General features: G+C 58.3%; 18 protein-coding genes, 1 pseudogene and 1 riboswitch. Of the genes and pseudogenes, 7 read left to right on the forward strand and 12 right to left on the reverse strand.

Annotated features, from left to right (window positions below; genetic code table 11):
• Nucleotides 1-109 precede the first annotated feature (109 nt).
• The 6 genes from lepB to rpoE all read right to left on the reverse strand — a co-directional run bounded on the left by lepB (nucleotide 110) and on the right by rpoE (nucleotide 6,838).
• A complete protein-coding gene (gene lepB / locus FFH21_RS21090; RefSeq protein WP_002554908.1) occupies nucleotides 110-964 on the reverse strand; it encodes a signal peptidase I in 855 nt (284 codons plus the stop codon).
• Between the two features lie 9 nt (nucleotides 965-973).
• Nucleotides 974-2,770, reverse strand: coding sequence for a translation elongation factor 4 (gene lepA, locus FFH21_RS21095; protein WP_010200891.1), 1,797 nt, complete (start codon nucleotides 2,768-2,770; stop codon nucleotides 974-976).
• A 171-nt stretch (nucleotides 2,771-2,941) separates the two neighbouring features.
• A complete protein-coding gene (locus FFH21_RS21100; protein WP_230383561.1) occupies nucleotides 2,942-4,366 on the reverse strand; it encodes a DegQ family serine endoprotease in 1,425 nt (474 codons plus the stop codon).
• A 298-nt stretch (nucleotides 4,367-4,664) separates the two neighbouring features.
• Nucleotides 4,665-5,624 carry a MucB/RseB C-terminal domain-containing protein gene (locus FFH21_RS21105; RefSeq protein ID WP_011169355.1) on the reverse strand — a complete coding sequence of 320 codons (960 nt, stop codon included), beginning with the start codon at nucleotides 5,622-5,624 and terminating at the stop codon, nucleotides 4,665-4,667.
• An 8-nt stretch (nucleotides 5,625-5,632) separates the two neighbouring features.
• Nucleotides 5,633-6,223 carry an anti sigma-E factor RseA C-terminal domain-containing protein gene (locus FFH21_RS21110; RefSeq protein ID WP_004658251.1) on the reverse strand — a complete coding sequence of 197 codons (591 nt, stop codon included), beginning with the start codon at nucleotides 6,221-6,223 and terminating at the stop codon, nucleotides 5,633-5,635.
• Nucleotides 6,224-6,256: 33 nt separating this feature from the next.
• A complete protein-coding gene (gene rpoE, locus FFH21_RS21115) occupies nucleotides 6,257-6,838 on the reverse strand; it encodes an RNA polymerase sigma factor RpoE (RefSeq protein WP_002554912.1) in 582 nt (193 codons plus the stop codon).
• 497 nt (nucleotides 6,839-7,335) lie between these two features.
• On the opposite strand from rpoE, the gene nadB reads away from it, so the two are divergent.
• Entirely contained in the window at nucleotides 7,336-8,952 is a 1,617-nt protein-coding gene (gene nadB, locus FFH21_RS21120; protein WP_011169356.1) for an L-aspartate oxidase, read from the forward strand.
• Here the strand turns inward: nadB and FFH21_RS21125 are convergent.
• Entirely contained in the window at nucleotides 8,921-9,385 is a 465-nt protein-coding gene (locus tag FFH21_RS21125; RefSeq protein WP_004658254.1) for a protein YgfX, read from the reverse strand. The genes nadB and FFH21_RS21125 overlap by 32 nt on opposite strands.
• Nucleotides 9,369-9,623, reverse strand: a complete 255-nt coding sequence (locus FFH21_RS21130; protein ID WP_003378499.1) for a succinate dehydrogenase assembly factor 2 — start codon at nucleotides 9,621-9,623, stop codon at nucleotides 9,369-9,371. Before FFH21_RS21130 ends, FFH21_RS21125 begins: the two co-directional genes overlap by 17 nt.
• Nucleotides 9,624-9,776: 153 nt before the next feature.
• On the opposite strand from FFH21_RS21130, the gene FFH21_RS21135 reads away from it, so the two are divergent.
• Complete coding sequence (locus FFH21_RS21135) at nucleotides 9,777-10,718, forward strand: folate-binding protein YgfZ (RefSeq protein ID WP_041924841.1); 942 nt, start codon at nucleotides 9,777-9,779, stop codon at nucleotides 10,716-10,718.
• 114 nt (nucleotides 10,719-10,832) lie between these two features.
• Nucleotides 10,833-11,654, forward strand: coding sequence for an HDOD domain-containing protein (locus FFH21_RS21140; RefSeq protein WP_004658258.1), 822 nt, complete (start codon nucleotides 10,833-10,835; stop codon nucleotides 11,652-11,654).
• Nucleotides 11,655-11,656: 2 nt separating this feature from the next.
• Here the strand turns inward: FFH21_RS21140 and FFH21_RS21145 are convergent, their stop codons facing one another.
• The gene (locus FFH21_RS21145; protein ID WP_011169358.1) at nucleotides 11,657-13,039 is read right to left on the reverse strand and encodes a sensor histidine kinase; all 1,383 of its coding nucleotides are present in this window, start codon (nucleotides 13,037-13,039) and stop codon (nucleotides 11,657-11,659) included.
• Nucleotides 13,032-13,703, reverse strand: coding sequence for a response regulator (locus FFH21_RS21150; protein ID WP_002554918.1), 672 nt, complete (start codon nucleotides 13,701-13,703; stop codon nucleotides 13,032-13,034). Before FFH21_RS21150 ends, FFH21_RS21145 begins: the two co-directional genes overlap by 8 nt.
• Nucleotides 13,704-14,183: 480 nt before the next feature.
• Here FFH21_RS21150 and FFH21_RS21160 point away from each other — a divergent pair, with 480 nt between their 5' ends.
• The 4 genes and pseudogenes from FFH21_RS21160 (at nucleotide 14,184) to FFH21_RS21175 (ending at nucleotide 18,228) form a co-directional block, all read left to right on the forward strand.
• Complete coding sequence (locus FFH21_RS21160) at nucleotides 14,184-15,164, forward strand: tripartite tricarboxylate transporter substrate binding protein (RefSeq protein ID WP_011169359.1); 981 nt, start codon at nucleotides 14,184-14,186, stop codon at nucleotides 15,162-15,164.
• Between the two features lie 62 nt (nucleotides 15,165-15,226).
• A complete protein-coding gene (locus FFH21_RS21165) occupies nucleotides 15,227-15,685 on the forward strand; it encodes a tripartite tricarboxylate transporter TctB family protein (protein WP_005746607.1) in 459 nt (152 codons plus the stop codon).
• Between the two features lies 1 nt (nucleotide 15,686).
• Nucleotides 15,687-17,201: pseudogene (locus FFH21_RS21170) on the forward strand (tripartite tricarboxylate transporter permease).
• Nucleotides 17,194-18,228 (forward strand): AbrB family transcriptional regulator, encoded by a 1,035-nt coding sequence (locus tag FFH21_RS21175; protein ID WP_011169360.1) that lies wholly within the window; start codon nucleotides 17,194-17,196, stop codon nucleotides 18,226-18,228. Before FFH21_RS21170 ends, FFH21_RS21175 begins: the two are co-directional and overlap by 8 nt.
• A 21-nt stretch (nucleotides 18,229-18,249) precedes the next feature.
• Here the strand turns inward: FFH21_RS21175 and ung are convergent, their stop codons facing one another.
• Together ung and FFH21_RS21185 are read right to left on the reverse strand one after the other, a co-directional pair.
• Complete coding sequence (gene ung, locus FFH21_RS21180; RefSeq protein WP_011169361.1) at nucleotides 18,250-18,942, reverse strand: uracil-DNA glycosylase; 693 nt, start codon at nucleotides 18,940-18,942, stop codon at nucleotides 18,250-18,252.
• Between the two features lie 192 nt (nucleotides 18,943-19,134).
• The gene (locus tag FFH21_RS21185) at nucleotides 19,135-19,626 is read right to left on the reverse strand and encodes a hypothetical protein (RefSeq protein WP_011169363.1); all 492 of its coding nucleotides are present in this window, start codon (nucleotides 19,624-19,626) and stop codon (nucleotides 19,135-19,137) included.
• 396 nt (nucleotides 19,627-20,022) lie between these two features.
• Nucleotides 20,023-20,125: riboswitch (guanidine-I (ykkC/yxkD leader) on the forward strand.
• Nucleotides 20,126-20,154 lie beyond the last annotated feature (29 nt).

Here is a 20,154-nt window from a genome sequence, read left to right on the forward strand (position 1 = left end):
TTCAACCTCGAGAGTTCACTGCCTGCCCGACCGGGTCGACTCAGGGTTCAGAGGCGTTTCCAGTCAGCCCAAATGACATACGGCGCTGCTCCAGGCAGCGCCGCATCGATTACTTGATCAACCCTACGCGCGCAAAATTAGGGAAGTGGCTCAATTTCGGTTCCGGCCAGCTCATCCAGACGGCGAACGCCTTGCCTACGATGTTCTTGTCCGGGACCATGCCCAGTTCGTCCTTGGGAATATTGGGATCATCCCAGTAACGGCTGTCATTCGAGTTGTCGCGGTTGTCGCCCATCATGAAGTAGTGCGCAGCAGGCACTGTCCATTCACTGTCAGGCGGCGCACGGTATCGGCTCATTTCCTGACGGATCTGATGTTCGACTGCGCCCAGTTGTTCTTCGTACAGTTCTGCACTGCCCAATGTACCGGGCTCGGTGCCGATCAGTTTCTTGGCAACCAGCTCACCGTTGATGAACAACCGCTTGTCGCTGGTATAGCGAATGCGATCACCCGGCAGACCGACGACACGCTTGATGTAGTTGACGCTTGGGTCGCTTGGGTAGCGGAACACCATCACATCGCCACGCTGCGGATCACCGAGCTGGATGACCTTCTGATCCAGTACCGGCAGGCGGATGCCATACGCGAATTTGTTGACCAGAATGAAATCACCCACATCCAGCGTCGGCTTCATGGAGCCCGAAGGAATCTGGAACGGCTCTACCAGAAACGAACGGAGCACCAGCACGATAAACAACACTGGAAAGAACGATTTGCCGTACTCAACCAGCAAAGGCTCTTTGTTCAAGCGCTCTACGACAGCAATGTCAGGTTCGCCGACGCTTCCCTGATAGTTCGAAATGGCAGCCCGGCGACGAGGCGCCAGGATGACCAGATCAATCAGTGCAAGCACGCCACAGACGAACACAGCGATAACCAACAACAGCGGAAAATTTAGTGACATAGGACCTGACTATTCCAACCTGAGCACTGCGAGGAAGGCTTCCTGTGGAATTTCCACGTTACCGACCTGCTTCATGCGTTTCTTACCGGCCTTTTGCTTCTCCAGCAATTTACGCTTGCGGCTGACGTCGCCGCCGTAGCATTTGGCCAGTACGTTCTTTCTAAGCGCCTTGACGGTTGTCCGGGCCACGATCTGACCGCCAATGGCGGCCTGAATTGCCACGTCGAACATTTGTCGAGGGATCAGCTCTTTCATCTTCTCGGTCAACGCACGCCCTTTGTAATGAGCGTTGTCGCGGTGAACGATCAATGCCAGGGCATCGACCTTCTCGGCGTTGATCAGAACGTCGAGCTTGACCAGGTTGGCCGACTGGTAACGATCAAAATGATAATCCAGCGAAGCATAACCGCGGCTGACAGACTTGAGACGATCGAAGAAGTCTAGAACCACTTCGTTCATCGGCAAATCGTAGCTCACCTGAACCTGGGTGCCGAGGAACAGCATGTCGTGCTGTACGCCACGTTTTTCGATGCACAACGTAATGACGTTGCCCAGGTGCTCCTGCGGCACAAGAATATTTGCGCGAACGATAGGCTCGCGCATGTCTTCGATGGACGACAGGTCAGGCAGTTTGGACGGGTTATCGACATAAATCGTTTCGCCGGTCTTCAGCAACAGCTCGAAGATTACGGTTGGCGCGGTGGTGATCAGGTCGAGATTGTATTCACGCTCAAGACGCTCCTGGATGATCTCCATGTGGAGCATGCCGAGGAAGCCACAACGGAAGCCGAAGCCCAGTGCATCGGAGCTTTCAGGCAGGTATTGCAGCGAAGAGTCATTCAGCGTCAGTTTTTGCAGGGCTTCACGGAAGTCTTCGAAATCGTCGGAGCTGACCGGGAACAGGCCGGCGTATACCTGAGGCTGGATACGCTTGAAGCCGGGCAGCACGTCTACATCGGGCGTGGTGCTCAGGGTCAGGGTGTCACCAACCGGCGCGCCGTGAATGTCCTTGATGCCGGCAATGATAAAGCCCACTTCGCCGGCTTTCAGATCAACGGTTGCCGTGTGCTTGGGGTTGAACACCCCAACGCTGTCGACCAGATGCAGCTTGCCGGTGGACTTGACGAGGATCTTGTCGCCTTTCTTGACGCGACCGTGGCGCACGCGCACCAGAGACACGACGCCCAGGTAGTTGTCGAACCAAGAGTCGATGATCAACGCTTGCAGCGGATCTTCGATGTTGCCTGTTGGTGCGGGAATGGTTGCTACCAGACGCTCGAGGACCTCGTCCACGCCCATGCCGCTCTTGGCGCTGCACGCCACGGCATCGGTGGCGTCGATACCGATGATCTTCTCGATCTCTTCCTTGACGCGGTCCGGATCGGCCTGCGGCAAGTCCATCTTGTTCAATACCGGCATGACCTCTAGGCCCTGCTCGATGGCGGTGTAGCAGTTGGCGACCGATTGAGCCTCGACGCCCTGCCCTGCATCGACCACCAGCAATGCACCTTCGCACGCGGCCAGCGAACGGCTGACTTCATAGGTGAAGTCGACGTGCCCCGGGGTGTCAATGAAGTTCAACTGGTAGGTGATACCGTCTTTAGCCTTGTAATACAGGGTAACGCTATGGGCCTTGATGGTGATCCCGCGCTCGCGCTCAAGATCCATGGAGTCGAGCACCTGGGCTTCCATTTCGCGCTCGGACAGGCCGCCGCACATTTGAATGAAGCGGTCGGCCAGCGTCGACTTGCCATGGTCAATGTGGGCGATGATGGAGAAATTGCGGATATGACTCAAATCACTCACGGATCAACACTCAAAAAGGTTGCAGGCAGATTGCCCGCCGAAAAATAGCCGGGAATTGTACCTGAACTAAGCAAGAGGCGTCACGCTTACAGGTACCCGGATAGGCGCAAGGTAAACAAACAGGTACAAAAAAGGGTGGCCGCAGCCACCCTTCCCGGTCAAACCGCCCTGTTACTCGGACAGCTTGAAGGTGATGAAGGTCGCACGGCCCTGACGCAGAACACGCATCGAAACAGAGCGATCCTTGGGCAGGCTTTTCGCCACCTCAGTGAACTGCTTACTGGACGTAATCGCCTGGTTGTTCAGATGAGTGATCACATCACCCGGCTGCAGGCCAATCAGCGAAGCCGGACCACCTGTGACTTCCTTGATGGCCACACCGCCCTTGAGGTCCAGGGATTTCTTCTGCTCGGCAGTCAGTTCGATCACCGACACGCCCAGACGGTTGCTGCTGCGTTCGGCGCCTGTGCCAGCAACATCGCCCATTTCCTGGCCTTCGTCAGGCAGCGCGCCAACAGTGACCGTCAGCTTCTGACGCTTGCCGTCGCGAATCACTTCAAGTTCGGCCTTACTGCCGTCCTTGAGGTTGCCTATCAAGTGCGGCAGGTCAGCCGACATGATGATTGGCTGACCGTTGGCACTCAGAATCACGTCGCCAACCTGCAGGCCACCCTTGGCAGCCGGGCCATCTTCAAGCACCTGGGCAACCAGTGCACCGGCAGGCTTGTCCAGACCAAACGATTCGGCAAGGTCCTTGTTCACTTCCTGAATAACCACACCCAGCCAGCCACGGCTGACTTTACCGCTGGCCTTGAGCTGATTGGCCACGTCCATGGCGACGTCAATCGGAATCGCGAACGACAGCCCCATGAAACCACCGGAGCGGGTAAATATCTGCGAGTTGATCCCGACTACCTCACCCGCCATGTTGAACAGCGGGCCACCCGAATTACCCGGGTTGATGGCCACGTCCGTCTGAATGAACGGCACATACGTGTCGTTTGGCAGACTACGACCCTTGGCGCTGACAATGCCTTTGGTCACGGAGTGATCGAAGCCGAATGGCGAGCCGATCGCCAGCACCCACTCACCCACCTTGAGCGTATTGGAGTTGCCCAGTTTCGCTGTAGGGAGGTCCTTGCCGTCAATTTTCAGAACCGCAACGTCGGTGCGCGAGTCGGTACCGATCAGCTTGGCTTTCAACTCGCTGCGATCAGAAAGACGCACAAGAATCTCGTCGGCACCGTCGATCACATGATTATTGGTCAGAATGTAACCATCGGGGGAAATGATAAAGCCCGAGCCCAGTGACTGGGTTTCGCGCTGACGATCACCCTTGCCGGCTCCCGGCGGACGCGACCCTGGCGGCATGCTGCGCTCGAGAAATTCGCGCAGCATGGGCGGCAAGCCTTCCAGGTCAGGCATCTGCTGATTGGCTATGGCGCGATCAGGCAGTTTCTGGCGCGTACTGATATTCACCACTGCTGGCGAGGCCTGCTCGACCAGCCCGGTAAAATCCGGCAGGTTCTCGGCTTGAGCCGTAGCAACCTGGCCGAGCATGAGCACAGCGGCAATCAGTGAAAAGTAGGACTTCATGCGTGGTATCGACATATAGCTCCCGTTGGTAACGAGCAAAAAATTAAGCAGTACAAGCAACTGACTCAAAGACCTCAAGCAGCGATGCTCATCTCTGGATCAGCGACATGGCCTCTGGAAACGACAAAAGGCCAAAGCTGCGAGGCTGTGACCTATAGAAAAAAACCAGAGTTTTTGCAACGTGCAAACCTCACCAAACATTTCAGTACCTGCGCCCAAGCCAGGTTGAATGCGCCCTGGCGACTCTTGAAACCCAGGATGAAAATTTTTACATCCTGGAATTCGTGACTTCAAATGTTTATTTTTTGGCTGGAGATTCGTCGTTACGCATCGACAAGGCTATACGCTCGGCGGTGCCCATCGGTATTTCTCCGACGACCGTCACCATCATGTCGCCCTGCGGTGTTGTGAGACGACGCGAGACCGCCACTGTCGGGCCTAGCTGAGTGCGAATATCAGAAGATGCGCCGCCTTTCACTGCCTCGATGAACACTGAAAAACGCGCCAGACCGTCGCCATACATCAGATGGGTAACGGAGGATTGCGTGGAGGAGTCCTTGCGCACACCACTGCTGCTGACTTCGAAACCAGGCGGCAGCCAATCAGAATGCCATGCCACAGAACTTATGGACGGCTCAGGCTTGGCTTTCAACACAGACACGGGCTTGCAGTCGGCGCTAGTCTTGAGCATTTGCTCGGACAGAACGTCGGCGGTATCGAGATCGGTAAACTGGAAACGTTCGAGCAGTTGCCCCTTCTCGCTCAACAGAAGCGACTTGAGCACAAGACCGGTTTCGTTATCCAGGTGAAGTTCAAGGCCGTATCGATGCTGGTCCTTGGGGGACAGCGCAATGATAGTTGCCTGACGACCAGCCACTCTGGATTTTCCGACAATTTTTATGTCGTACCAGGCGGAAAGTCTTTTGACATCGAATGCGCGGGCAGATGAGTCGGCCGGATTGGCCACACCCGCTTCAAGCGTGCCGCTGACGCACTGTGTAAGCCCGTCAACACGCAGAACTTCCTGAGCAGAGCCATCAAGCTGCAACAAACGCTCCTGAACATGCCCATCCGCTATGCGGTGCCAGATTCGATGGGTAGAAAAACTACCATTGCGTTCGTATACAAAAGTGCCTTGATAGCTCTGCTGCTGATCAACCTTGGCAAGACGATTGATTGCGTCTTGCGCATCATCAGCCTGTACCGGGAGGGCAAGCCATCCACCAAGCAGTAATGGCAGTAGAGGGACGGCTCGCATGATCCTCCTTAACGGTTTTCCAGACTCGCAGCACGTGCGTAAGGCAGCGCGCTTTCAGTACCTTTCAACGCTGCTTCCTGGGCGTGCTGACGCAGGTAGCCAGGCAGACGTTGATCACCTTGACCAGCACCCTGCAACACGCCGTTGGCCATAGGGCCAGGCGCCTGCTCGGTACTTTCAGTGTAGCCAGCCAGTACGGCAGGGCCTTTCACTTGTGGAACAGTCAGGTTGGCAGGCTGTTGGGTCTGCTGTGCCAGTTGTGCACCGGCGATATCGTCCTGGTTGTACAGGCGGACACCGGCCAGAACGGCTACGGTAACCGACGCTGCAACAGCCAGACGACCCAGCGTGCGCCAAGGTCCACGTGCTGCTTTGAGCGGGCTGACTTCATCGGCGATTGCGGCAGATACAGCAGCCGAAATATCCAGATGCGGGATCAGCAGCTCTTTGTGCATAGCTGCACGAGCAACTTGGTAACGCGACCAGGTAGCGCGAGTATCGGCATCGTCAATGGCATTCAATACCCGACGTAATTCCAGTTCGTCCGCTTCGTTATCCAGTACCGCGGACAGCGATTCCTGCAGGGCTTCACGACTCATGGCGGGGTCCTCTCTTGGGCTATCGCCGCTGTCTCAGGATTCCTGCAACAACGGCTGCAGGGCTTTATCGATGGCTTCCCGAGCGCGGAAGATCCGAGAGCGCACGGTACCAACAGGACACTGCATGACGCTCGCAATGTCTTCATAACTCAGACCATCGAATTCACGTAAAGTTAGCGCCGTACGTAAATCTTCTGGGAGAAGCTGGATGGTCCGATGGACGGTGCCCTCGATCTCATCTCTCAACAATGCACGTTCCGGCGACTCGATGTCCTTGAGGCCATGATCGCCGTCGTAGAACTCCGCGTCTTCAGACCTTACATCGCTATCCGGTGGACGCCGACCTCGCGACACCAAATAGTTTTTCGCCGTGTTAATGGCGATGCGATACAGCCAAGTATAAAAAGCACTGTCACCGCGAAAGTTTCCGAGAGCACGGTAAGCCTTGATAAAGGCTTCCTGTGCAACGTCCTGAGCCTCATGGGTGTCGTGCACGAATCGCACGATCAACCCTAGAATTTTGTGCTGATACTTCAGCACCAACAGATCAAATGCTCGCGTATCGCCACGCTGTACGCGCTCGACAAGCTGCTGATCCTCTTCCTGGGTTAGCATGAACACTCCTCGTTAAGCATGAAGGAGTGCTGCAACTGACATTGTTCAGGCTCGCAAACATAGACTCGGGCTTTTCGCAAAAGTTCTCCCCCTTCAAGCAAGTTTCCTGCGGGCCATCGTAAAGCCTGCACGAAAAACGCAGCGCGACACGGTCGGCTGCGTGAATAGTCTTGTCGCCGGTTTCGCAGTTGATGATCACTTATCTAACCCTGCGAAAACGACGCTGTTCCTGTGTAGGCAACCTGCTATTGAGCATGGATCCTGGCAAAAAGTTCCATTGGCACAATCACAGGCGTGAGCCGCAGACTGCACAAAGTTCTTTGAAATCAGTGCACTGGAGCATTTCCAGTAACAGATAACAGGGAAAACAATATGCATGACATCCGGGACTGGAGCACAATCCATACCCGCTGTGGTCTCACATTGCCATGTAGGCGTGGCTATTGTGCCGTTACCCCAATACTTATACTAGTGGTCGCCAAGGGCAGAATTCGCAGATGAGTCAACATTTTCAGCATGACGTACTGGTAATTGGCAGTGGCGCTGCCGGATTGAGCCTGGCACTGACGCTTCCCGGACACCTGAGCATCGCAGTGCTGAGCAAAGGCGATCTGGCCAATGGCTCGACATTCTGGGCCCAGGGCGGTGTGGCAGCAGTACTGGATGACACCGATACCGTGCAGTCTCATGTTGAAGACACGCTGAATGCCGGCGGCGGCCTTTGCAACGAAGGAGCAGTGCGTTTCACCGTCGAGCACAGCCGCGAGGCCATTCAGTGGCTGATCGATCAGGGCGTGCCTTTCACTCGGGGCGATGACGCAGATACCGACGAAAGCGGCTTTGAATTCCACCTGACACGCGAAGGCGGCCACAGCCACAGGCGGATCATCCACGCCGCCGATGCCACAGGCGCAGCGATCTTTCGTACCCTGCTTGAACAAGCCCGTAAACGGCCGAATATCGAACTGCTTGAACAGCGCGCCGCCATCGACCTGATCACCGAACGCCGTCTCGGGCTGGAAGGCCAGCGCTGCCTGGGCGCTTATGTACTCAATCGCAACAGCGGTGAAGTGGACACCTACGGCGCGCGCTTTACCATCCTCGCGTCAGGTGGCGCTGCCAAGGTTTATCTGTACACCAGCAACCCCGACGGTGCCTGCGGCGATGGCATCGCCATGGCCTGGCGTTCCGGTTGCCGGGTGGCGAATCTGGAATTCAACCAGTTTCACCCCACCTGCCTGTATCACCCCCAGGCCAAGAGTTTTCTGATCACCGAAGCACTTCGCGGCGAAGGCGCCTACCTCAAGTTGCCCAGCGGCGAACGCTTTATGCCACGGTTCGACGAACGGGCAGAACTGGCCCCTCGCGATATTGTTGCCCGTGCGATAGACCACGAAATGAAGCGACTGGGTATCGACTGCGTTTATCTGGACATTAGCCACAAACCGGAAGCGTTCATCAAGACCCACTTTCCAACCGTCTACGAGCGCTGCCTGGAATTCTCCATCGACATCACTCGTCAGCCGATTCCGGTGGTCCCGGCGGCGCATTACACCTGTGGTGGTGTCATGGTAGACAGCAAGGGCCACACCGACGTGCCAGGCCTGTACGCCATCGGCGAGACCAGCTTCACCGGCCTGCACGGTGCCAACCGCATGGCCAGCAACTCACTGCTGGAGTGCTTCGTATATGCCCGCTCGGCAGCGGCAGACATCGAGCAGCAACTGGCCGACGTACAGATGCCCACCGACCTTCCGGCCTGGGACGCCAGCCAGGTCACTGATTCGGACGAAGACGTGATCATCGCGCACAACTGGGATGAACTGAGACGATTCATGTGGGACTACGTCGGCATTGTGCGTACCAACAAGCGCCTGCAACGCGCTCAGCACCGTGTACGTTTGTTGCTGGATGAGATCGACGAGTTCTACAGCAACTACAAGGTCAGCCGTGACCTGATCGAGTTGCGCAACCTGGCGCAGGTGGCGGAACTGATGATCTGCTCGGCCATGCAGCGCAAGGAAAGCCGTGGCCTGCATTACACGCTGGACTATCCCGACATGTTGCCGGAGGCGCTGGACACTATTCTGGTACCGCCCACTTACGTCGGCTGAACTTCAGGCGTACACGCAGACGCCGGTGCGTGTCCGGCGTGAGCGCATCAAACGGGATGCAGCAGCTTTTTATCGAGCGGCCCGGCCGGCCTGCGACAATCGGGCGAAAACGCAGAATCACGACCAACGGTAACGCGAGGCTGTCCGGACATAACTGCACGGGCTGCCAGCCGTCGCGTTGATTCCACAATTGCCAGCCTTGACGATCGCGCTTCAGCGCGGTGAAGGCTGCCGGATGACTGAGCAGGATCGAGCGCGGCAACGTCCAGGCAGCATGCATCAGACAGAACAGCACACCCAGTACCAACGCCAACGAAGCGATGTTCAGCCAGGACAACGCGATCAGCGCCAGCAGCTGAACGGCGAGATACGCCGTCAATAGCAGGCGCGAGGCCTGCCAGTGACATTCAAATCGATCACTTGGGCTGGACACGATCCAGAATCATGCGAACCATACGTTGCAATTCAGCATCCTCGGACTCGGCGCGCTGCATGAACCAGCCGAACATGTCCTGATCTTCACAAGTGAGCAAACGGCGATACAGATCGCGGTCCACGTCATTCAAATGCGGATAGACCTCCCGGACAAACGGCACCAGCAGCACGTCCAGTTCAAGCATGCCACGGCGGCTGTGCCAGTAAAGGCGGTTGAGTTCGACGTCTTCGACCATGGAGCGCTCCTCAAAGTAGGCGGCAAGTATACAGCCGTGAGCCGGGCACGCGAATCTTGCAATGGTCGCAGCAGTTTTCACGTACCCCGTATGCATAACCTCGACTCGGCACTATGATGTGCCCCCGGACTTTTTTCCCAATCTGCGATGACCATGACCCAAAAAGCTTTTTTCTGCACGCTATCCCATGAGGGCGTTCTCGCCGTTCGCGGCGTGGATGCCAGCAAGTTTCTTCAGGGTCAGCTGACGTGCAACCTAAATTACCTTAATGAAGACAAGTCCAGCCTGGGTGCCCGCTGCACGCAGAAGGGCCGGATGCAGTCGAGTTTTCGCATCGTTTTCGAAGGCAACGGTTGCCTGCTGGCGATGGCCAGCGAGCTGATCGAGCCGCAACTGCTGGACCTGCGTAAATACGCAGTGTTCTCCAAATCGAAACTGACTGACGAAAGCGCAGAATGGGTGCGCTTCGGCCTGCAGGATGGCGACAGTGCCCTGGTCGGCTTGGGCCTGGACCTGGCGCAGGAAACCGATGCGGTGGTACGAGCCAATGAGCTCATCGCAATCCGCGTCTCCCCGGGCCGCGCCGAACTCTGGGTACGCGCCGGGCAGGCAGACAGCGTCAAATCGCAGCTGGCTTCGCAGTTGAGCGAAGGTCCGCTCAATGACTGGTTGCTGGGTCAGATACGGGCCGGCATCGGCCAGGTATTTGGCAGCACCCGCGAGGAGTTCATCCCGCAGATGATCAACCTGCAGGCGGTCGGCGGCGTCAGCTTCAAGAAGGGCTGCTACACCGGCCAGGAAATCGTTGCGCGCATGCAATACCTGGGCAAACTCAAACGCAGGCTCTACCGCCTGACGCTGAGCAGCGAAGAAATCCCCGAGCCGGGTACGGCACTGTTTTCGCCGGTACACGCCAGCGCGGTGGGCAACGTGGTCATCGCCGCGCAGTCCGGCCAGAATGTTGAACTGCTCGCCGTATTGCAGGGCGATGCGGCAGAAAATGGCCATATAAATCTTGGCTCGCCAGAAGGCGCAGCGCTGCAAATGAGTGATCTGCCCTACATACTGGACAGCAAACTCGAAACTCAGCGCTAAGCCAGACGAACACATTCAGGTTCCTAGTGTCTTTAGAGCGTTCCAGTGCACATGCTGGCGCTCTGCGGAGCGCGCGGAAAACTCTGGACACCCCCAACGGCTGCGAGATGCAACATGAGCAAGATGGCTGACGAGGTGCAGAGAAACTTGATCAAGGCCATCGACAGAGATGCCTTGTTTCTGCCTACCCTGCCGGAAGTAGCACTGAGAATTCGCCTTGCCGCCGAAGACACCGAAATCAGCATTTCGGCCCTGAGCAAGGTCATCGGTAGCGATACAGCCCTTTCCGCACGCCTGATAAAGGTCGCGAACAGCCCTCTGCTGCGCCCGAATTTTGAAGTCAGCGACGTCACCACCGCGGTTCGGCGCCTGGGCGTCAATTACACCTGTAATCTGGCTATCGGCCTGGTGGTCGAGCAGATGTTCCACGCGAAGTCTCCCGTCATCGAGCAGAAGATGCGCGATATCTGGAAGCAGAGCCTGCAGGTTGCCGGCATCAGTTATACCCTGTGTCAGAACTACACGAATCTCAAACCCGACCAGGCCACACTCGCGGGGCTGATCCACTTGATCGGGATTCTGCCGATCCTGACGTATGCCGAAGACCATTACGAGCTGCTGGCCGATCCGATCAGCCTCAACCACGTGATCGACAGCATTCACCCGGTCATTGGCGAACGCCTGCTGCGCTCATGGGACTTTCCCGAGCCGCTGGCCTGCGTGCCGATTCAGTTCCAGAACTTCGCGCGCGTATCGAAAAGCCCGGACTACACAGATCTGGTGCAGATCGCCACAGTGCATATCCACAGGAACACCGACCACCCCTTCAGCCTCATCGAGATGGTCGACCTGCCTGCGTTCAGCCAACTGAGGCTTTCCAGAGCTGAAGGCATGCTGAGCGCCCAGATGGACGAAGCGAAGAGCATGCTCTACTAGGATCAGGGCGCACTGAAACTGACCCGAACCTTCAAACCCCGCTCGGCACCATCGTGCAAGGTGATTCTGGCCAGATGCGCACGGCATATCTCTCCCACAATAGCCAGACCGAGCCCGGCACCGCTGCCCTGCTGACTGCGACGGTAGAAACGCTCGAAAACCCGCTCCCGCTCATCTGCCGGAATGCCAGGGCCATCATCCTCGACCTCCAGAACACCCGGCGCATACACCCGCAACACCACGTTACCGCCCGGTGAAGTGTGAGCCAGCGCATTGTCGATCAGGTTGCTCAACAGTTCGTTCAGCAACGTCGGCTCGCCACGCAGCCAGACCGGCTCGTCAGCCTCCAGCGCCAGCGCGACGCCGCGTGAATGAGCCAACGGCGCCATGGCCATGCCCAGCTCTCTTGCCAGCTGGCTGAGGTCCAGTTGTTGCGCGCCGCCTTCGGCAATGGCCCGCGCGCCGTTTTCAATCCGCGCCAGTGACAGCAACTGATTGGCCAGATGCGTGAGCCGATCCGTGCCAAGTGCGGCTGATTCCAGCGTACTGCGCCAGTGTTGCGGGTCGCGCTCGCGCAGGCCCAGCTCAACCCGCGCCTTGAGCGCGGCCAGCGGCGTGCGCAGCTCATGGGCAGCATCGGCGATGAACTGCGCCTGGCGCTCGAACTGCAGGCGCAGCCGCTCGGTAAAGTGGTTCAGCGCCCCTACCAGCGGACGTAGTTCATGCTGCACCTCAACCATTGGTAGCGAGCGCAGATCATCCGGCTGACGCTCTTCGACTGCGGTGCGCAACCGTTCCAGCGGTCGCAGTGCCGCACTGACCGTGAACCAGACCAGCAGCAGTGCGCCACCACCGAGCATGCCCAGACGCAGCAAGGTGTCGGCCATCAGGCTGCGCGCCATGCCCTTGCGCGCCTCTTGGGTTTCGGCAACACGAATTTCAGCAGTGCCGTTCATGCCCGGATCAGTCACTAGCTTGAGCAGGCTGACCACACGTACATCCTGCCCTTGATAAATCCCGTTATAAAACTTCGCCAGCGCAGGGTAATCATCGGTACGCAAGGTGCCCGGTGGCGGCGAAGGCAGATTTTCATAACCGGAAATCAGCTTCTGATGGATGTCATTGACCTGATAATAGATTCGTCCTTCACTGTCGTAGGCAAAGGTATCCAGCGCCACGTAGGGAATGTCGGCGCTCAGCGTGCCATCACGCTGGGTCAGACCAGCAGCGATGGTCCGCGCTGAAGCCAGCAACGTGCGGTCGTAGGCGGTATCGGCCACTTCGCGGCCATTCCAGTAAGCGCTCATGCCGCTGGCCAGCATCAACACCACCAGCAGCAACGCCAGGTTCCACAACAGCCGCCAGCGCAGGCTGTCGTTAATCATCGCGGCTTTCAAGCAGATACCCCAGACCCCGAAAGGTCACGATGGCCACAGAATGCCCGTCGAGCTTCTTGCGCAGGCGATGGACGTAGATTTCGATGGCGTCAGGGCTGGCCTCCTCGTCGAGGCCGAACACCTGCGCGGCCAGTTGCTCCTTGCTCATCACCCGACCTGGCCGGGCGATAAGCGCTTCCAGCACCGCCTGTTCGCGAGACGTCAGGGCCAGCAGCTCCTCGCCTAGCGTGAAACGCCGGGTGTCCAGATCATAGGCCAGTACGCCGCAGCGCTGTTGCCGCTCGCCACCCAGCACGCTACGCCGCAGCAATGCCTTGACCCTGGCCTCCAGCTCGGACAGCTCGAAAGGCTTGGCCAGGTAGTCGTCGGCCCCCAGGTTCAGGCCATGAACGCGATCCTTGACGTCGCTGCGCGCGGTCAGCATCAACACCGGAAGGTTTTTGCTGCGCGCCCGCAGACGCGCCAGCACTTCAAAGCCGTCCATACGCGGCAAGCCGACGTCGAGAATGGCGACGGCGTATTCCTCGCTGCTCAACGCCAGGTCGGCGGCAACGCCATCATGCAGTACATCAACGGTCAAACCTGCGCTTTTGAGCGCCTGCGCGACACTTTCAGCCAATTGCAGATGATCTTCCACAAGAAGAACACGCATCGCCGTCTCCTGATTGTCACTGTTGTTATCGATCTGTGCATCGAGGCTTGTGGCGGTGGAGTTTACAGGCAGGCCGCCGCCTGTGAAGGACAGAAACGATTCGCGGCCCTTCAATTGCGACATGAAAGGTAGCTGAAAGGTTTGCGAAAGGTTCGTCATTTAGCATCGCCAGACGACCCGGCAAAAGGGCACGTACAAAACAGGCGCCCGGATGCGTCTGGACAATAAAAACAATAAATCGCTAAACGGAGTCACGTCATGTCTACGCCAGCCCAGGCTTGCCAGTCCATTGAGCACAGCCCGTCGCGGTTTTCCCCGCACCCGTCGCGCCCCTGCTCCACCTTCCTGCAAAACATCAGCGCCCACCGCTGTGCCGATGGCACTTGCGTGTCAGCCAACAGGTCTCGTGGTGCGCGAGACAAAAGCATCTGCTGAACAGCTTCTCTCTTCCAAAAACAAAAATATCTCTGGAGACTGAACATGAAATTCCCTCTGCGTCAGATAGCCGCCACCGCCGCCTGCATGCTGGTTGCCAGCCAGTTGTTTGCTGCCGAGCCAAAGCGTCCGGAATGCATTGCACCCGCCTCACCAGGTGGCGGATTCGACTTGACCTGCAAGCTGGTGCAAAGCGCGCTTATCAACGAAAAGATTCTGACCTCACCCATACGCGTGACCTACATGCCTGGGGGCGTCGGCGCAGTGGCCTACAACGCAGTTGTAGCTCAGCGCCCCGCAGATGCTGGCACGCTGGTCGCGTGGTCCAGTGGTTCGCTGCTCAATCTGGCGCAGGGCAAATTCGGCCGTTTCGATGAAAACGCAGTACGCTGGCTCGCCGCCGTGGGCACAAGCTATGGCGCCATTGCAGTGAAGAGCGACTCGCCATACAAGAACCTCAACGACCTGGTCAAAGCGCTCAAGGCCGACCCGAGCAAGGTAGTCATCGGCTCAGGCGGCACCGTAGGCAGCCAGGACTGGATGCAGACCGCATTGATCGCCAAGGCTGCAGACATCAACCCGCGCGCCTTGCGTTATGTCGCGCTGGAGGGCGGTGGGGAAATCGCTACTGCCCTGCTTGGCGGCCACATTCAGGTGGGCAGTACCGACATCTCCGACTCCATGCCGCACATTTTGAGTGGCGACATGCGCCTGCTCGCCGTGTTCGCCGAGAAGCGCATCGACGAACCCGAAATGAAAGACATCCCCACCGCCAAGGAGCAGGGCTACGACATCGTCTGGCCTGTGGTGCGTGGCTTCTACCTCGGGCCGAAGGTCAGCGACGAAGACTACAACTGGTGGAAAGCCTCGTTCGACAAGATCCTGGCCTCTGAAGACTTCGCCAAACTGCGTGATCAGCGCGAGCTGTTCCCCTTCGCCATGACCGGCGCGGAGCTGGACACCTACGTCAAGAAGCAGGTTGCCGACTACAAACTGATGGCCAAGGAATTCGGCCTGATTCAGTAATTGAACTCAATTGACTGACGTTAAGTTGCGCCCGCACAGCGGGCGCGGCTCAGGAGCTTCTCATGGTCATACAACGCATTTTTGCTGCCGTACTGCTACTGGCATGCGCAGGTCTGGCCCTTATGGCCTGGCCTTATCAAGCGCCGTTCTCCTATGAACCGGTCGGACCACGCGCTTTCCCGCTGCTGATGCTCGGGTTGATGGGTGCCGCCCTGCTGTACCTGCTGATTCGGCCCACACCCATTGTCCACACCGAGGAAGAACCGGCACTGGACCGTGAAACCCTGATCAAGATTGGCGCATGCATCATTCTGCTGCTGATATTCGCCGGGCTGTTCGAACCCCTGGGCTTCATCCTCAGCAGCATCCTGATCGGCATTCCCATGGCACGCCTGTATGGCGGACGCTGGCTGCCGAGCGTGGTGGTGGTGATTCTGATGAGCGTCGGCCTTTACCTGTTATTCGACAAGGCCATGGACGTTCCCTTGCCTTTAGGCCTGCTCAGCGTTCTGGAGAACTGACATGGATACTTTCAGCTACCTGGGCCAGGGGTTCGGCGTCGCCCTCACCCCTTACAACCTGATTACCGCACTGTCCGGCACATTGATTGGTACCGTCGTCGGCCTGCTGCCGGGGCTTGGGCCTATCAACGGGGTGGCGCTGCTGATCCCCATTGCCTTTGCGCTGGGCCTGCCGCCTGAATCGGCACTGATTCTGTTAGCGGCCGTGTACCTGGGCTGTGAATACGGCGGACGTATCAGTTCGATCCTGCTGAACATTCCGGGCGAAGCGTCCACCGTCATGACCACGCTGGACGGCTATCCAATGGCACGCCAGGGGCTGGCCGGCGTCGCTCTGTCGCTGTCAGCATGAAGTTCGTTCATCGGTGCATTCATCGCCACTTGCGGCATGGTGCTGTTCGCGCCGTTGCTCGCCAAGTGGGCGATTGCCTTCGGTCCGGCGGAATATTTCGTACTGATGGTGTTCGCCATCGTATGCCTGGGCGGCATGGCCGGTGACAGGCCATTGAAGACATTCATTGCCGCGCTGATCGGGCTTTTCCTGTCTGCGGTAGGCATTGATGCCAACAGCGGGGTGTACCGTTTTACCGGCGACAACATTCATCTGACCGACGGCATTCAGTTCGTGGTGCTGGTCCTGGGTCTGTTTTCAATCAGTGAAATCCTGTTGCTGCTGGAAAAGACCCATCGCGGCCAAGAGGCGGTCAAGGCCACTGGGCGCATGATGTTCAACGTCAAGGAAGCCGCTGCCGTGTTCGTGGTGAACATTCGCTGCGGTCTGCTGGGCTTCATTCTTGGCGTACTGCCGGGTGCCGGTGCGACACTGGCCAGCGCAGTCGCTTACATGACGGAAAAACGCATCGCCGGCCCTGGCGGCAAGTTTGGCCAGGGCGACATGCGCGGTCTGGCAGCTCCCGAGACCGCCATCGGGGCAACCGCTTGCGGCGCATTGGTGCCGATGCTGACGCTGGGTGTTCCGGGCTCGGGCACCACGGCGGTGATGATCGGCGCGTTGTCGCTGTACAACATCACGCCCGGTCCGATGCTGTTTCAACAGCAACCGGACATCGTATGGGGCCTGATCGCTTCGTTGTTCATCGCCAACATCATGCTGGTGATCCTCAACATCCCGATGATCCGTATCTTCACGCGCATCCTCGCCGTGCCGAACTGGGCGCTGGTGCCGGTGATCGCAATCATTACCGGCATCGGTGTGTATGCAGTGCACGCTACCACCTTCGACCTGTTCCTGATGGTCGGCATCGGCATCTTCGGTTACATCCTGCGCAAGCTGGATTTCCCGCTGTCGCCGATTCTGCTCGGTTTCATCCTCGGTGGTCTGATGGAGCAGAACCTGCGGCGCGCCCTGTCGATCTCCAACGGCGAACTGGGGATTCTCTGGGCCAGCCCGATCACCCTCGGGGTCTGGGTGGTGACCGTGTTCATGCTGCTGTTTCCGCTGATCCGTATCTGGCGCAAGCGCGCAAAACAGCAGACTGCCGCAACGCATGGCTGATTCGTCACTGCGTCAATGGTGGGCAACGCCGCTGGTCGGTCTGCTCGGCGGCTACCTCGCCAGCCAGGTTGGCTGGCCGCTGCCGTGGATGGTTGGCTCGTTGCTGGCAATCATCCTGGTGCGCTGCCTGACACCCTGGCAACTGGCGCAGATTCCGGGTGGCCGTAAATGCGGGCAACTGATCATCGGTATCGGCATCGGTCTGCATTTCACGCCAGTGGTTATCGAGCAGGTGCTCGCGCATTTCGGGCTGATTTTCATCGGCGCGCTGGTCACCAGTCTGTCGTGTCTGGTTGGCGTCTGGCTGATGCTGCGCACCGGAGAAGATCGCCCTACGGCGTTCTTTTCGAGCATGCCGGGCGGTTCCGGGGAGATGGTCAACCTTGGCGCACGTAACGGTGCAACGCTAAGCAGCGTCGCAGCCGCGCAAAGTCTTCGGGTGCTGGCAGTAGTATTGTGCGTGCCGACGATCTTCAAATACCTGCTGGGTGACGGTACGCCTTCGCTGCATGCCACAGCGGTCGATTGGCGCTGGCTGGCATTCCTGCTGCCGGTCGGCGCAGCACTGGCCTGGCTGTGGCAACGTCTCAAGCAACCCAACCCGTGGCTGTTCGGCCCTCTGTTGCTCAGTGCCTTAGTGAGCTTGGTCTGGGACCTGAAAATCGGCTTGCCCAACGGTGCCAGCCAGCTGGGTCAGCTACTGATCGGCAGCGGGCTGGGTTGTCATTTCAATCGGGCATTCTTTCGGCGTGCGCCATCGTTTCTGGCGCGTACGCTGTTGGGCACTGCGCTGACCATGTTGATTGCCGCACTGGCTGCGCTGGGGCTGAGCGCCCTCACCCACCTGGACCTGCGCTCACTGACGCTGGGCATGATGCCCGGTGGCATTGCCGAAATGAGCCTGACCGCAGAAGTGCTGCAACTGTCGGTCCCCCTGGTGACGGCCATGCAGGTCATGCGCCTGCTGTTCGTGCTGTTTCTTGCCGAGCCGCTGTACCGGCGCTGGAACAAGCGGTTCGCTGACTGAGCCCAATCAGAAGCACTTTGATCAGAGAACGGGCAAGCGCCAGTCGATTGGCTCGATGCCGTTTTGCTCAAGGTACTTGTTGGCACGCCCGAAATGCCCGTTACCCAGGAAGCCTTTGTAGGCTGACAACGGCGAAGGATGGACAGAGGTCAGCACCAGGTGCTTGGTCGCATCGACCAGTTTCTGCTTGCTCTGCGCATGAGCGCCCCACAGCAGGAACACCAGATGCGGCTGATGCTCGCTGACCACTTGAATGATCCGGTCCGTGAAGTGCTGCCAGCCTTTTCCCGCATGCGAAGCTGCGTTGGCGCGCTCGACGGTAAGAGTCGTGTTAAGCAACAGCACGCCCTGATCAGCCCATGATTGCAGGCAGCCGTGATTGGGAATGTCGATATTCAGGTCGCGTTTGAGTTCTTTATAGATATTGACCAGTGACGGCGGTGTCGGCACGCCTGGCTGCACCGAGAAACACAGGCCGTGAGCCTGATTCGGACCGTGATACGGGTCCTGACCGAGGATCACCACTTTCACATTGTTGAGCGGCGTCGAATTCAGCGCATTGAAAATCAGCGGCCCAGGCGGATAGATCTCTTTACCCGCGGCATGCTCCTGGCGCAGAAACTCGCGCAACTGCGCCATATAGGGCTGCTCGAATTCATCGCGCAGCGCTTCCTTCCAGATGGGCTCAAGCTTGATGCGGTCGTCGCTAGTCATGGTTACATCCGGTAAAAACAATGCGCGGACACTAGAAAAGCCCGGCAGCAAAGTCAATGCCGGTTTCTACATGCGCCTTTACGATCGGACGCAGAGCGTCCAGAAAGAAGTGCCGACGCGGAGCGTCGGCACGATAGTCAGTTCGCAGCAGCCAGCTCACCGCTCTGGCATGGCAGTGAGCGCAGGTTTCAGCTACCGATGCCCGCCCCGACCATCACCGCGCCCGCCTCGTCCATGATCACGGCCATCGCGTCCGCCTCGACCGCCATGGTCCTCCCAGCCGCGGTTGCCTCGGTCGCCGCGGAAGCCGTCATTGCGTCCGAAACCACCATTGCCTCGAACGCCGTCATTACGCCCAAAACCGCCATTGCCGCGAAAGCCGTCGTTTCTCCAGCCATAACCCGGTGGGCGTCCCGGCTGGTAGTAGCGTGGCACTGGCGGCGGCGCGTAATAACGCGGTGCCGGGACGTAGTAGCGTGGTTGGGTGTAATAGCGTGGCTGAGGCGCTACATAGATGCGCTGCTCCTGATAGTAGGTGGAGCGGTAGCCATTGTCGTACGCGTAAGCGCCACCGACGACGGTTGTCGGCTGCGTGTACACATCGGATTCGTAGTAACCAGGGCCTGCGTAGCAACCGGTAAGGAAAAGGGTCAGCAACGTGATAAGCAAGGGTCTTCGATACATGGCGGCCTCCTGGACCGCGATTGGGCACGAATCAGCGACGCTGATCGGCGTCCGCCAAAGCGGTTGACGGACAGAAGTTCAGACACCGAAAAGGGAATCTAGTGCGTTGGCGCAGCGTGTAAACCCTACTAAAGATGATGGCCATCCTTCACTCAAGGGCTCTAAAGCCGGGGCATGCAGGCATGTTTCGACTTCCTGCAAAGATGCTACAAAACATTTCAAAGCACCCATGCATCAACACAGTGCGGTTACGCACCAGCACAAGGCAGTTTCCCTTGGGGCTGACCTGCGATGGTCCGGGCAGGCCTTGAAAAACAAAGGCCTTGGCGAGTTGGCACAAGTCTCGCTTGATGAATGGCGTGCAGGAGTCAACACAGGTTCGCGGCACCACAATTTGCAATAGCCGACTAGGGTTCCGGCTTGCCGACAGGCAAGTGGCTGGTCCGAGAGTTGGCGACCTCCAGTAGAGGTTACACGGCGGGACAAAAGCCCGGGAGACAGGGACACCAGTGGTGTCACGTTGCTCCT

The organism is Pseudomonas sp. KBS0707 (assembly GCF_005937945.2).
Taxonomy (GTDB): domain Bacteria; phylum Pseudomonadota; class Gammaproteobacteria; order Pseudomonadales; family Pseudomonadaceae; genus Aquipseudomonas; species Aquipseudomonas amygdali.